At 38.0% G+C, this 14,486-nt stretch carries 12 protein-coding genes and 1 other annotated feature (1 of these 13 only partly in view); of the genes, 3 read left to right on the top strand and 9 right to left on the bottom strand.

All coding sequences use genetic code 11. The features are described 5' to 3' along the window. Positions 1 to 374 precede the first annotated feature (374 nt). A complete protein-coding gene (locus tag HMPREF2961_RS07855) occupies positions 375 to 1,094 on the bottom strand; it encodes a pseudouridine synthase (RefSeq protein ID WP_025477396.1) in 720 nt (239 codons plus the stop codon). Positions 1,095 to 1,142: 48 nt separating this feature from the next. Continuing rightward, the gene (locus HMPREF2961_RS07850) at positions 1,143 to 2,789 is read right to left on the bottom strand and encodes a putative polysaccharide biosynthesis protein (protein WP_002316108.1); all 1,647 of its coding nucleotides are present in this window, start codon (positions 2,787 to 2,789) and stop codon (positions 1,143 to 1,145) included. Between the two features lie 178 nt (positions 2,790 to 2,967). On the opposite strand from HMPREF2961_RS07850, the gene HMPREF2961_RS07845 reads away from it, so the two are divergent. The 3 genes from HMPREF2961_RS07845 (at position 2,968) to HMPREF2961_RS07835 (ending at position 5,676) form a co-directional block, all read left to right on the top strand. Then, positions 2,968 to 3,558, top strand: coding sequence for a YitT family protein (locus HMPREF2961_RS07845; protein WP_002292268.1), 591 nt, complete (start codon positions 2,968 to 2,970; stop codon positions 3,556 to 3,558). 91 nt (positions 3,559 to 3,649) lie between these two features. Continuing rightward, a complete protein-coding gene (locus tag HMPREF2961_RS07840) occupies positions 3,650 to 5,155 on the top strand; it encodes a UDP-N-acetylmuramoyl-L-alanyl-D-glutamate--L-lysine ligase (protein WP_025477395.1) in 1,506 nt (501 codons plus the stop codon). Positions 5,156 to 5,376: 221 nt separating this feature from the next. Then, on the top strand, positions 5,377 to 5,676 hold the full coding sequence (locus HMPREF2961_RS07835; RefSeq protein ID WP_025477394.1) for a hypothetical protein: 300 nt from the start codon (positions 5,377 to 5,379) through the stop codon (positions 5,674 to 5,676). Between the two features lie 218 nt (positions 5,677 to 5,894). On the opposite strand, the gene celB is transcribed toward HMPREF2961_RS07835, so the two are convergent. The 7 genes from celB to leuS all read right to left on the bottom strand — a co-directional run bounded on the left by celB (position 5,895) and on the right by leuS (position 14,327). Further along, positions 5,895 to 7,250, bottom strand: a complete 1,356-nt coding sequence (gene celB / locus HMPREF2961_RS07830; RefSeq protein ID WP_070704481.1) for a PTS cellobiose transporter subunit IIC — start codon at positions 7,248 to 7,250, stop codon at positions 5,895 to 5,897. Next, on the bottom strand, positions 7,250 to 7,768 hold the full coding sequence (locus HMPREF2961_RS07825) for a hypothetical protein (protein ID WP_002316106.1): 519 nt from the start codon (positions 7,766 to 7,768) through the stop codon (positions 7,250 to 7,252). Before HMPREF2961_RS07825 ends, celB begins: the two co-directional genes overlap by 1 nt. A 15-nt stretch (positions 7,769 to 7,783) precedes the next feature. After that, positions 7,784 to 8,110: a PTS cellobiose transporter subunit IIA gene (locus tag HMPREF2961_RS07820; protein WP_002285954.1), complete on the bottom strand. Its 327-nt coding sequence runs from the start codon at positions 8,108 to 8,110 to the stop codon at positions 7,784 to 7,786. A gap of 12 nt (positions 8,111 to 8,122) precedes the next feature. Then, positions 8,123 to 10,102: a BglG family transcription antiterminator gene (locus tag HMPREF2961_RS07815; RefSeq protein ID WP_025477393.1), complete on the bottom strand. Its 1,980-nt coding sequence runs from the start codon at positions 10,100 to 10,102 to the stop codon at positions 8,123 to 8,125. A 20-nt stretch (positions 10,103 to 10,122) separates the two neighbouring features. After that, positions 10,123 to 10,437: a PTS cellobiose transporter subunit IIB gene (locus HMPREF2961_RS07810; RefSeq protein ID WP_002292257.1), complete on the bottom strand. Its 315-nt coding sequence runs from the start codon at positions 10,435 to 10,437 to the stop codon at positions 10,123 to 10,125. Positions 10,438 to 10,661: 224 nt separating this feature from the next. Next, positions 10,662 to 11,732, bottom strand: coding sequence for an FUSC family protein (locus HMPREF2961_RS07805; RefSeq protein ID WP_002316104.1), 1,071 nt, complete (start codon positions 11,730 to 11,732; stop codon positions 10,662 to 10,664). A gap of 180 nt (positions 11,733 to 11,912) precedes the next feature. Continuing rightward, entirely contained in the window at positions 11,913 to 14,327 is a 2,415-nt protein-coding gene (gene leuS / locus HMPREF2961_RS07800) for a leucine--tRNA ligase (RefSeq protein WP_002316103.1), read from the bottom strand. Between the two features lie 145 nt (positions 14,328 to 14,472). Beyond that, positions 14,473 to 14,486 (bottom strand) — a binding site (T-box leader); it runs 193 nt beyond the window's last position.

Below are 14,486 nucleotides of genomic sequence, written 5' to 3'. Positions count from 1 at the left end.
GTGAGCCTGCCGTTTAACTCTGAGTCACAAGGAGTAATTTCAAAAAATAGCTCCTTATATTTTATGAATATTATAACTTGTGACCGAAGAGTTGGCAGGAGAACACCGTTTATCAGAGGTTGTGAAATCAGCGTTTTGTCCTGAGTATTAGACAGATCGTGACCTTGCTATCTAACTCCGAGTCACAACGAGCAATGGGGACTGTGACAAAAGTCTTGTCACAGTCCCTTATTCCGAACAAACGGTGTTCCAGAAGTAGCTTCTACGGAAATAAGCCGAAATTTCACAAAAAAGCCATCCAAAGTCAGACGGATAAGTCTGCTTTTCAGATGTCGCTACAACTACGCTACTTATTCTTTTAGCTGTCCATTCAATTATTTTTCTCTCACTTGTTCTAGCTCTTCTTTGGTCATGGGGCGATACTGCCCTCTATTCAAATCTTTAGGAAGACAAAAATTCCCCATACGGATTCTTTTTAAATATAAGACTTCTTTTCCTACTGCTTTGACCATTCGCTTGACTTGGTGAAACTTCCCTTCATGCAAAATCAGACGGATAATTGAAGTTTCTGACTCTTGATCTACTTGATCAATTTGGAGTTTTGCCGGCAATGTCTGCTCATCGCCATCAATAATCAGTCCTTCTGCAAATAAACGGATATCTTCTTCTGTCATTATACCGCTAACCTCAGCTAGATATTCTTTCTCCACGTGTTTTTTTGGTGATAATAACTGATGGGCAAATACCCCATCATTCGTTAAAATCAGGAGGCCTTCCGTGTCTTTATCCAATCGGCCAACTGGAAAAAGATCTTCCCGATAATCTTGATCTTCCAACAAATCGATTACGGTTTGATCATGATTATCCTGAGTAGCAGAAATGACTCCTGCAGGTTTATGCAAAATATAATAAAAATCTTTTTGATACGCAATGATTTCTCCTAAATAAGTAACCGTATCTTCAAACTCGTTTACTTGCGCTTTATCGCTTTTGACCACTTGTCCATTGACTTCAATCGTTCCTTTTTTGATCAATCCTTTGACTTCTTTGCGGCTACCAAGTCCCATATCTGCTAAAAATTTATCTAAACGCATGCGTTTCCCCCATTTCAAAAGAGCATTGATTCTGCTCTTCCCATTCACTTATTTTATTTTTAATTTGTGTCGTAAACGCGCTATTCCTGGTCCTAGTAGTCTTTCTGCCAAACGGATTTTCAAAGCTAAATAACCGTACACCAATGCCCCTATACCTGCTACTGCAAGAATCAATAATAGAGACTGGAATTTGCTATCTTCATTTAAGAAAGTCCCAAAAATCATCTTTGTGATCCACGAAGCAAAAAGCATAATCAAGGTAAGAATAAAGATCAGTAATGTCCTACGCCAGACAAAACTTGGTTTAAAGCGAGCTACTTCATGGATCCTCTTTAAGATCAAGGTACAAGACACAGCAAACCCGAGCATTGTCGCTAATAAAGGGCCATACACTTCAAATAAACGAATGGCTGGATATTGAAGAAGTAGTTTCACCAGAAACCCAACAACCAAATAACTGATTGCCGCCCTGTTTTCAAACATTCCTTGCAGCATGTTGGAAACTAGCATATATAACCCTAAGAAGAGTCCTACAAAACTTGCTTGGATCAGTACATTGCTTCCTAGAGAATCTGGTGTATAAAATAATGTGTTTAGCGGATAGGCAAGTAACATGACACCAAATGTCGCTGGAAACATAAAAAATGAAAACAGTTGTAAATTTCCGCTCGTCAATTTTGCCAGTCCTACTCGATCTTTCAACGTAACAGCTTCTGTAATCAACGGTAACCCGGTAGACGCGATCGATGTTGCCAATGCGATAACTACCATTGTCAATTTATCTGGATTGGCACTAAAAATCGAAAAAAGATCTAGCAACTGTGCATTGGAATATTCAGTGGATGCAGACATGACCTTCATAAAAGTGAATTGATCGACTAATTTGAAGATTGTTACCCCTGAACCAACGATAATAAACGGTATTGCTTCTTTAATGGTATCTAACAACAATTCCTTCGTTGCAATATTTACTTTGTTTTCGCTGTAGTGGATAAATGCAGATGTATACGCTTGATGTTTCTTCAAAAAATACAAAAGGACAAGGATACTTGCTAGCATACCGATAAATGCCGCGAAAGTTGATTGCGTGACCGCCGTCACATAATCGCCATTCATGACTTTCATGATGATAAATGTAGCCAACAGCATATAAAAAATACGTGCCACTTGTTCAACGATCTGCGACAGCGCATAAGGCATCATCTCTTGGTTCCCTTGAAAATACCCTCGTATCACACTCATACAAGGAAAAACCAATACAGCGATACTCAAAGAGCGCATCGTTGGAATCAGTTCTTCTCCGCCACCAGAAGCATGAGCTAGCCAAGGAGAGGCGATGTACATGAACAAAGCGAATAACAGACCTAACCCGCCCATCATCTGTAATGCCCGGATGAATAATCGTCGTGAAGTGCCATATTCATTCAACGAATTATATCGCGCGGTTTGTTTTGCGATCGCCGCGGGTATTCCTGCTGTAGAGATCAGTAGAAACAATGCATATATATTGTACCCCATATTGAATAATCCATTGGCAGCCTTAGCATTTTCGCCCATCCAAGCATACCAAGGAATGATATAGACAGCTCCTAGCAACCTTGAAATGATATTACTGGCGGTCATCCAAGCAGAGCCTCGTGCCATTTTTTCTTGCGGTGATAATTGATCTAATGCTGGTTTTCTTTGATTATCCATCGGTCAGATTCCAACTTTCTACAAAACATTACTATCATTTTAATTGGTAAAACAGAAACTGGCAATCGATTTTATATAACTTTTATAAGAACGATTGTTTTTTTGAATTCGGTTTCGTTTTTTTGGTAAAGTAAAGAAATATACAGCCTTTTATGGCTAACATTTATAGGAGATATCAATGACACAAGAAATAAAAAAACTACCCGTTATATTTTTAGGTCTTTTCTTTATCACAGTTGGATTGAATTGGTTCTTGCTCCCTCATGATATAGCTTCCGCCGGAGTGGGCGCAATCGGACATTTAGTTGAAACGGCCTTTTCTATCCAACGCTCAGTTACTGTTTGGAGCATCAATCTTATGATGCTGCTTCTAGCCGCTGTTCTATTAGGAAAATCAATATTTTTTAAAACTGTAGCGGGAAGTCTGCTTTTTCCTGTTGTTTTAGAAATCGTTCCAAAAGTGGAAATGCTCTCCTCTCATTTCTTCTCACTGATTTCAGGAAGTCTTTTGTTCAGTCTTGGCGTTTACACATTGTACACCGTCGGAGCCTCAAATGGCGGGATAACGATACCGCCAATTATTTTTCACAAATTTTTTCGGCTTCCAATGCCGCAAGGACTGTTACTTACGAATAGCCTTATCATCTTTTTGAATTATTATGTATTTGGATGGTTGGAGACACTGTTCGTTCTCCTATCTATTACAGTCAGTTCATTGTTTATGAAAATACTCATCCGCTTGTCCCCTGTGTCAAGAAAATTTGAATAAAGCTGGATTTTGTCACAGCGGAATCAAACGATATATTGAAAAGAGTGTGCTATAATAAATCAAGAAATTGAATGAAGCGAGGGATCAATCAATGAGCTTCTCTTTAGAAGACATCCGTCATTTACTATTAAAAGAACATCTATTAAAAGAATTTGTTTCAATAAAAGGCTGGCATCTTGATGTACCAGAAAAAGCTGAATTTCTTCAGTTAAGTTATGATTCAAGAAAAGCTGATGCTTCTACTCTGTTTTTCTGTAAAGGAATGAATTTCAAAGAAGAATATTTGGATTCAGCGATCGAACAAGGTATCCAATATTATGTATCAGAGCAGCCATATGAAAATTCAGCAGTAGGCATCATTGTGACGGATATCCGTAAAGCAATGGCACTTCTTGCTATGGCCTTTTACGACTATCCACAAAATAAATTGAAAGTGATTGGATTCACTGGAACAAAAGGTAAAACAACTGCTGCGTATTTTACTAAAGCAATCTTGGATCACACAACGAATAAAAAAACTGCATTGCTTTCTACGATGAATACAACGCTAGATGGCAAAACGTATTTCAAATCCCATTTAACGACGCCTGAGTCATTAGATTTATATCGTATGATGGCAGAAGCAGTTGAAAATGGTATGACTCATCTAGTGATGGAAGTTTCTTCCCAAGCTTACAAAACACAACGTGTGTACGGGTTGACTTTAGATGTAGGAATCTTCTTGAATATCTCGCCTGACCATATCAGTCCGATCGAACATCCGACATTTGATGACTATTTCTATTGCAAGCGTCAATTGATCTTAAACTCAAAAACAGTTGTTTTGAATCACGAAAGTGACTATTTTGATTTGCTTAAAGAAACCGCCGATCTATTCCAGATCCCAACGATCACTTATGGTCGTTCGGAAAAAAGCAATTATCAAGTGATCCATTCAGACAAAGGTACCCACGGGTTTACTTTATCTTCTCGTCAAGATCACTTAGCTATCTGCGATACCGCTTATGATATTTTGCTGGCCGGAGGATTCAATCAAGAAAATGCAGCCAGTGCGATCATTGCCGCAGCACTAACAGGTGCCTCCAGTCAAGATGCACAAGCCGGATTAAAAGAAGCTCGTGTACCAGGCCGAATGGATCAATTGATCCAATCAAATGGGGCGCATGTCTATGTGGACTACGCACATAATTATCTAAGTTTGAAAACATTGCTGGAATTTGCCAAAAATGAACATCCAGACGGTCGTGTAATTGTTGTATTAGGCAGCCCAGGGAACAAAGCAATCTCCCGTCGACATGATTTTGGAAAAGTGCTATCAGAAACAGCTGACGTCGCCTTTTTAACGGCAGATGACCCGGCATTTGAAGATCCGCAAAAAATCGCGGAAGAAATCAATGAAGCAATTACTAATCCAGAATTGATCGTTCATTATGAAATGGACCGTCCTGAAGCGATTCGGCGTGCTTTAGCAGAAAGTACTTCGCAAGATTCAGTCGTCATTGCGGGAAAAGGGGTTGATCCCTATCAAAAAATCAATGGTGTAGATGAACCTTATGAAGGGGATTATGCAATCGTGAAGCGGTTGATTGAAGAGTAATGTTATTTATATTCTAGTAGACGGGACGCCATGAAAAGAAAACTTTTCATAGCGTCCCGTCTATGGAATTATCAAGAAAAGTTGCCGGAACTACAATAATTTTTATTGTTTCTTTATCACGCCTCTTAAAGATAGCGCTTTAATTCTTTTGATTATTGGCTCTTCTATCGTTGCTTTTAGTTTATTATTCCTGTCTTTTCAATAATATAAAGGTGGTTATTATGAAAAAAATTTTCAACTTAGCAAACAGTATCTTTTTTCTTTCTCTTTTTTCTGTCATTTTTCTAACTTTGGATTTGCAAAGCGGCAAAATGGGGGATGTTATTTTTAGAAATCTACATTTGCCAGTTGATGCATCGATTGTTGGATGGTTACTGCTACTTTTTTCTTACTTGATGAGTCGGAAGCATCAGACTAAGTTTTTCGCGCGCTTAGGCGGAAGGGTTGCTCTATTTTTTCTAGTCGTTTATCTGATATTCACATGTCTAGGTTTGCTTCAGTCGCTCGGTATTCTGCCTTGATACTTAGTTCGAATCATATTGACTATAATAAATAGAGGCTGGGACAGAAGTGTTTAACTCCAAGAAATAAGAGGTAATTCACGAAAATTGCTTTTCAAATCTTTGTGAATTTCAGCTTATTTCCGAAGGAGTTGCTTCTGCTTCCGCCGTTTATACGTGTTTAGAGCGTGAGACAAAAGTGTTCTTTACTTTTGTCCCACGCTCTATTTTCTTAGAAATCAGTTAGCTGACTTTTCACTAGCTAATTCTGCTGCCTTTTCTCTTTCTTCATTCAATAATTTATTATCATAGAATTTAATAAATGGGAACCAGATAATGAATGCGATGATTGCACAAAAGACAGCTAGCACAGCCGCTTTCCAATCACCCCCACTGCCGACAAATGCGCCAATCCCAACTGGCGAAGGCCACGGCATCTGTGCAAGCATCGGTTTAACGATTTCCAGCCGAATGGCAAAATAAGCGAGTGTAGCAGAAGCCATCGGTGCTAAGAAAAACGGAACCGCTAAATAGGGATTGTAGACGATTGGCATCCCGAAAATAATTGGTTCGTTGATATTGAATAGTCCTGGTACAAGAGAGGCTTTTCCTAACACTTTCAGCTGATCCGATTTCGCGAGGAATGCAATAAAGATGATCAATCCTAAGGTCGCGCCTGATCCACCAACGGTTACATAAGAATTGTTGAATTCTCCTGCCAACGGATAATTTGCGCCTTGTGCGTTAGCTGCCATATTAGCTAATACGATTGGGGTCAAGAAAGAAGTGATGATATTCGCTCCATGGATACCTACGATCCACAATGCATGGATCAAGAAATAAATCACCATGACACCAAGCCACGTATTCGTCAGCTGCGTAACAAACCCAAATGGGATAGCAATCATTTTGAAGATATCCGTTCCTAGTGCAACTAATAATCCATTGATGATCATCACCACAAACGCAATGACAAATGTTGGGATCAGAGCGGTGAAAGAACGAGAAACTCCTGGCGGAACAACATCTGGCATTTTTATGACCCAATTTCTCTTGACACACATACAATACAATTCGACCGCAATAATCGACATAATAATAGCTGTAAAGATTCCTGAAGTTCCTAAACGTTCGACAAAAGAGCCCATCCGTATCCCATTTACTACAGTTTCTGTCTCATTGATAGAAGCAATCAAGCTGATTTTACCATCGGTCATGATCAACTCAGGGATACACATAAAGAATGCAAAAACAGATAGTAATGCCCCCGTGAGCGAATTAACATTCAACTTTTGTTCATCTCGTTCAATTGACGTTAATTCATAAGCAAACACAATGGCAAAGTAAATAGATAAAATACCCATCGTCATTGTATTGACGATCATGTACAAGTCACTAACTTTGAAAAAAGTTGCATTAAAAAATCCTTCTAAAAATGGGAACGGTAATGGCAAAATATTCAAAACCAAAAACATCGAACCTACGATCGTGAAAGGAATAGAAGCCATCCCCGCTGCCATAACAGCCCGAACGATTTTAAGTTGCGCAATTTTCCCCATAGGTCCCATCAGGTATTTCTGCAAAAAATCAAACATTAATTATTCTCCTTTCCTAAATACAACGCTTTTTCATATTGTTTTATACGGATATACTGCTGATCTTGATTGAGCGAAATTTTCTTTAAACGATACTGGATAAATACACTGACAAAAATACCGCTTACAATAAGAATGAAAACAAATAGCTGTCCTCTATTGTTAATTGCCATAAAAGGATACAAGAGTGTAAATCCTGAGGTGAACAACACTGGAATCAATAATATATTGCAGACACCCTGAAACAAAAAATACCGCTTTGTCCATGGAACATTCGTTTGGTGCTTTCGATAAAGCTTTACTTGTTCTCCTACTGCAGGCAAAATAGCTAAAAGTAGAACCATTGGTAAACTGCTTCCTAAACTTTTAGCTGATAGAAGCAGAATCATCCATTGCATGTTCATGAAAAAGAAAAAGGCAGTCAGATAGCGTACGAACAGATAACGATTGAAATACATGTTTTTCAAACTAAGTTGCTTTTTTTCTAATTCGATTTTCCTTTTTACTGTATCCTGCACAATAAATCTTCCTTTCTATTTATTTTTTTGATACAAATAATTCATTTCCTGTGCAACTTCCAATAATGTCATCGTCGTCATCAGATGATCTTGTGCATGGACCATGATAATTTCCATTTCTATTTTTGTCCCACTAGCATATTCTTTCAGAAGTTGAGTTTGTGATTGATGCGCATGAAGAATCTCTTCATTTGCTTGTCGCAACTTCTCTTCTACTTCTTCAAACATCTCCTTACGCATCGAGCGAAATGCTTCATGTATCAGTGTTCGTGCATTTCCGCTATGAAAAATGATATCAAAAGACGTCACTTGTAGCGTTTCACTGTTTATTTTTTCAGCCATCTGTTTTCCTCCTTATTCGATCAGTTTGATAAATTTACTGCTGAAATTCTCAAAAATAGGTTCAGCTAAGATTTCCTGTTGCACGTTTAGCTGGTCAACTAACCTAACGATTGCTTTGGTCACGACCGTAATTCCTTCATTTTCGATATAAGAAGGCGAAACTAGAAAAACAAAATGGATTCCTTGATACTGATTCCATTGCATCCCTGAAGGAATCAAAGCAACGGCTATCTTTGTTTCGATTCCAACTGGAACAGCGGGATGTGGGACTGCCACTGTATCACTGAATATGATTTGTCCCATACTTTCACGTTGCTGGATCTGCTTTCGCATTTCTCTTATATATCCTTCTTCTTCATTTATGCTCAGCTTTTGCAACAAATCATGAAGAACTTCTTCTTTTTTCGGTTCGTACGTATAAGTCTTGAAAAACTTTTCAGACAGCTGTCCGGTGTAAATCTGTTTTTTTTGCTGTAGAGAAAATACTGGTATCGGTTGATCTGAGGAATGATAAGGTATAGATTCACCAATTACCTTTCTTATTTTATGAACATCATCTTCATTCAAAAAAATACTGACATGTAAAACTGGAATTTTAAAAAACATTGTCGAAAGATCAATAGAAGAAATAATCAAGTCGATTCCTTTTAAAGTTGTTTCATTGATCTCATAATAGCCTTTTACATTTACCACTGTAATATTTTTTCCAAATTCACTGACTACACGATTCTTTAATAATTGGGCACTGCCATAACCTGTTGCGCAGATGATTAACGCATGCAATTTATGCGTAGCTCTTTCTTTTTCCAATGCCGCCATGAGATGCAAAGCCAAATAGGCCCATTCATCTTCATTGATGGTATAGTTTTTCAAAGCCGGCATGTTGCTGAAATGCGTTTTTACTGCTTCAAAAACTTTGGGATTTTCTTCCTTTATCTCTTCAGTCAGAGGGTTCTCAATGCGAATGCCTCGGCTCAATCGAATCATCATTGGTGACAAATGATCGAGTAGACCATTGAAAAGCTGGTGATCCTCTATTAATGAAAAACGAAATTCCTGAGACAATCGTTTCAAAACTTTCGCTACTTCCCTTGATAGTTCCTGATCATTTTTATTTTCTCTATGATTTGACTTAGCCATAAGGTGTAAAGTCAAATAAGCAATTTCTTCTTGGGGAAACGATACATCTGCGATTACCTCAATACGTTGAACAATGCGTTGCGCCACTTGATACTCTACTCGATCAGAAACTTCTTGTTCGATACCTAGTTCCTTGATTTCAAACCCTTCTCGTAGACGTTTGATTCCCAAAGCCAAGTGTAAGGACAAATTCTGTATGATAAAATCAGAAACTTTTAACTTAGCTTCTCTTGTTTCATCGAGAATGATGATTACTAGCTCTTCAAAACTGATGTCTGTGAAAAAGCGACTTTGTCCTAAATATTCTTTCAATGAATTCCCATAATGGTTCCCGAAAAAAGTATCCATGATAAAATGCCGTCGATTTCTTTCTTCCCCTTCGATCCATATCCCTTGACCATGCTTAGAAACAATTTTTAGTGAATAAGAAATCAACCGCTCTTTGATTTCTTGCATGTCCTTTGTCAAACTAGAACGACTGATATAAAGCTCTTCTGCCAAATCATCCATAAAAAGAATGGCATCTTCCAAAAGCAGTTGGTTCAATATATACTTTTGTCGGTCTTCCGACTCATAAAATCCTTGAGGCTCTCTAGCATATCCCGGTACTATTTCTTGCCGACTCAAAAACAGATCAAATGTCAGTCTTTGTAAAATATGCAGTTGGTAACCATAACCTGGTTTAGCAATGATCTTACCTCCGTTTTCTTCTACTAACTCTTTGATCCGCTGCAAGTAATTACGGATTGTCCGATCAGATAATAACAATTCAGAAGCTAAACGTTGACTGGTGACATACTCCTTCCTGTGATCAATCAAATATCTCAACAGCAATTTTTCCTTCTGTTTCATTATCATCCACTCCTATTCCATCATATGTTCTCTTCGATCACCTCTGCTAACTTCTGGATGCCTGTAGGGATTGGGACATACGCTTGGAAAGGGATACTAACAACAGGCTTTCCAACAGATTCTCCTAATTTTTTGAATTTATCCAAAAACATCGTCGTTTGCGGGCTGATCAGAAATAAATCAAAATCACTATTCTTAATCATATTATCGCCTTCTGTAGCTGAAACTGCATCTACGAGTATCTCTTCTCCTTTTTGCTTAAAGAAATCCGTTGTCTTTGAGGCCATCATCGATGATGACATTCCTGCTGCACAAATAATCAATGCTTTTTTCATAAATCAATCACTCCTTTTATTTTTATAAACCAAGCATAACTTGTAAGCGTTTTCTATTCAAAATATATATTTCCGTAGCATTACGGAAAAAATGTGTATCATCTCTTGAATAATGAACGTAGAGCATTTCACTGATTTACCGTAAAAAAGATACACATGGAGTGATAGCAATTTTTCATCCATGTGTATCTTCACTTTTTCCTTATTTTTTTATTCGATCTCATCTAATGATTCAAACCGTGTTTTTCTCTTATTTTGCGGATAAGTATCTCAGTCACCCCAATATACATGATTCCTAAACATACCCCAAGTATATTCTCAAAAATGCGGATCGTTACTGCTCCTGGAACACCAAATAAGCTTGCAGCGATTGTCAAAGCACCAAAGCAATTAAAAATTGTTTTATATCTATAGGTAGAACAAATACCTAAAGCTAGTCCACCCAATATACCGACCCACACAAACGGAATAAATTGGCTGATACCAATAAATAAAGCACATCCGATCAATGAGCCGATAATTCTGTCTACTGCTCGTTCTTTAAAACCAATCGACATCAATCCATAGCTAGATACAATAGAAGAAAATGCAAACCCTGCCCACATCAATCGTTGAAAAGGGACATATTCTCCTGCGACAATCAAAAGACTGATACCAAACGCATAGCTGAGCATCCAAATTTTTTGTTGCGAATAAATATCTTTCAAAAAATTCTTTCTGAATAAGCTTTTGCCTCTGTTCTTTTCTCGATGTTTTCTATAAAGGATAACTGAAAACCAACAAAAAAATAAAAACAATAAGCTACCTGTTTGTGTAAAGAAATCCTTGTTCAACAAATCTTTAGGTAACGAATAAACAATAAAAAGATAAGAAAAACCGTACAAAGAAGCATTTCCCATTTTAGGGTCACTAGCAGTTGCCAGTAATATGCTACTTAGTAAAATAAAATGAATCAACACGCCCATACCTGACCATTTGATCAGTTGGACATAAGGCGCTGTTAATAGTGAGAGCATAACGATGGCTAAACTAATGATCGAATGAGAAATCTTATAACCAAAATCAACAAAACGAATACTCATCAACATACAGAATAAAACCACAGCGTATGGTTTATGCGTCGATTCAAACAATGTTGTAATGAAAATAATAAAACAAATGGCAAATAATACGATAAATAATGATCGTAAAAACAATGAACAAATATACATGCGCTTTTCTTTTCTAGAAGTTGCTTCTCGTATTTTTTGTTTTAAAATAAACGGATCTAGTTGCAGAGACTGATAAAAACCCACCTGTTGTCGTCCTTTCTTTTACTTTTATTTCTATATTTTTCACAGTCAACTATGACAGGTTGTAAATACTATGGAACATCATATGACGTTGTTATTTTCTTGTCAACTATTTTCCCTATTCATGTTTTTTTACAAAAAAACAGCTGACAGAGATTCTGCCAACTGCTTTTATCAGGTTATTTAATTAGCAACGATATTGACTAACTTGTTTGGTACCACAATAATTTTTCTGACTGTTTTGCCTTCGATATATTCTTGCACTGTTTCATTGGCTAATGCTACTTTTTCTAGCTCATCTTTCCCTAAGTCTCGGGGAACATTGCTTTTCGCACGAACTTTACCGTTTACTTGGAAAACAACTTCTACTTCGTCTTCCACAAGTGCTGCTTCGTCGTATGTTGGCCATGGTGCGTAAGAAATACCACCATCATTTCCAAGGATTGCCCATAGTTCTTCACCCATGTGAGGAGCAATCGGTGCGAGTAGTTGAACAAATCCTTCGATATATTCATAAGGCAGAGCGTCCACTTTATAGGCTTCATTGATAAAGACCATCAATTGGGAGATTGCTGTATTGAAATGAAGATTTTCATAGTCTTCTGTCACTTTTTTCACTGTTTGATGGTACACTTTATCAAGTTTGCCGTCATTCAATGTAGTGATACGATCACGCATTTTATTGTTTTCATCAACGATCAAACGCCATACACGATCCAAGAATTTACGGCTTCCTTCTAAGCCATTTTCGCTCCAAGCAATCGAAGCGTCTAATGGTCCCATGAACATTTCGTACATGCGCAGTGTATCTGCACCGTAAGTTTCAACCACATCATCAGGATTGACTACATTACCGCGAGATTTTGACATTTTTTCGTTGTTTTCGCCTAAGATCATTCCTTGATTGTACAGTTTTTGGAATGGTTCTTTTGTAGGAACAACACCGATATCGTATAAGAATTTATGCCAGAATCGTGCATATAGTAAATGAAGTACCGCATGTTCTGCTCCACCAATGTAGATGTCAACTGGTAGCCAGCGCTTCAACTTTTCATAATCTGCTAGTTCTTTTTTGTTATGAGGGTCGATATAACGCAGGTAATACCATGAGCTTCCTGCCCATTGTGGCATTGTATTCGTTTCGCGACGGCCTTTTTTACCTGTTACAGGATCAACGACATTGACCCACTCCTCAATATTTGCTAATGGAGATTCTCCAGTACCGCTTGGCTTGATATTTTTTGTCTTAGGCAAACGTAATGGTAGCTCTTCTTCTGGGACAGCTGTGACTGTTCCGTCTTCCCAGTGGATGATTGGGATTGGTTCACCCCAGTAACGTTGACGGGAGAATAGCCAGTCACGTAAGCGATAGCTGACTTCTTTTTTCCCTACGCCATTTTCTTCTAGCCATTCATTCATTTTGTCGATTGCTTCTTGTTTGTTCATATCGTCTAAAAATTCAGAGTTGATGTGTATACCATCTTCTGTGTAAGCAGCTTTTTGAACATCTCCACCTTCGATAACTGGAAGAATCTCTAGTCCGAAAGTTTGAGCGAATTCAAAGTCACGTTCATCATGTGCTGGAACAGCCATGATTGCTCCTGTGCCGTAAGAAGCTAATACATAATCAGCGATCCAGATTGGGATTTCTTTGCCATTGACTGGATTGATTGCGTAAGCACCAGTAAATACTCCTGTTTTTTCTTTTGCAAGATCTGTTCTCTTCAGATCTGATTTTTTCGCTGTCTCTTCGATATAAGCTTCTACAGCAGCTTTTTGTTCAGGAGTCGTAATTTCTCTAACAAGATCTAGTTCAGGTGCAAGAACCGAGTAAGTTGCACCGAATAAAGTATCTGGTCGTGTCGTAAACACGGTATAGGATTTATCCGTACCAGCCACTTTAAATTCAATATTTGCTCCCACTGAACGCCCGATCCAATTTCTTTGCATTTCCTTGATGCTTTCTGGCCAGTCAACTAGTTCTAGATCATCCAATAAGCGATCGGCATAAGCAGTGATTTTCAGCATCCATTGGCGCATTGGTTTTCTGACTACGTCATAGCCACCACGTTCACTTTTTCCATCGATCACTTCTTCATTTGAAATAACTGTTCCTAATTCAGGTACCCAGTTTACCGCTACTTCTGCTTCATAAGCCAGGCCTTTTTCATAAAGCTTCGTAAAGATCCATTGTGTCCATTTGTAATACTCTGGATCAGTTGTATTCACTTCGCGATTCCAGTCATAACTAAATCCTAAAGAATTGATTTGGCGTCGGAATGTTTCGATATTTTTTTGGGTAAATTCAGCCGGATCGTTTCCTGTATCTAACGCATATTGCTCAGCAGGTAGACCGAATGCATCCCACCCCATTGGATGCAGTACGTTGTATCCTTGACTTCTTTTCACACGGGAAAGGATATCCGTTGCCGTATACCCTTCAGGATGCCCTACATGGAGCCCTTGTCCGGATGGATAGGGAAACATATCTAGTGCATAAAATTTTGGTTTTTCAGGATCATCATGGGTGTTGAAGGTATTCGTTTTTGCCCAGTATTTTTGCCATTTTTTCTCTATTTCTTTATGATTGTAACTCATTTTCTGTCCTCCTGTTCTATTAAAAACGCTTGTTTCTATTATAGCGAAAAAAACCGGCAGAATCTGTTTCTTTTTGTTTTCTTTTACTTTGTTTTCTCAAACTTCACAAAAGAAATAAAAAAATCCTATAAAAAGATTGCTCTTTTTATAGGACGTAAT

The organism is Enterococcus sp. HMSC076E04 (assembly GCF_001814285.1).
In the GTDB taxonomy this organism is placed as follows: Bacteria; Bacillota; Bacilli; order Lactobacillales; family Enterococcaceae; genus Enterococcus_B; species Enterococcus_B lactis.
The sequence above is the reverse complement of the archived record's forward strand: the minus strand, read 5'-3'. Positions and strand labels throughout refer to the sequence as shown.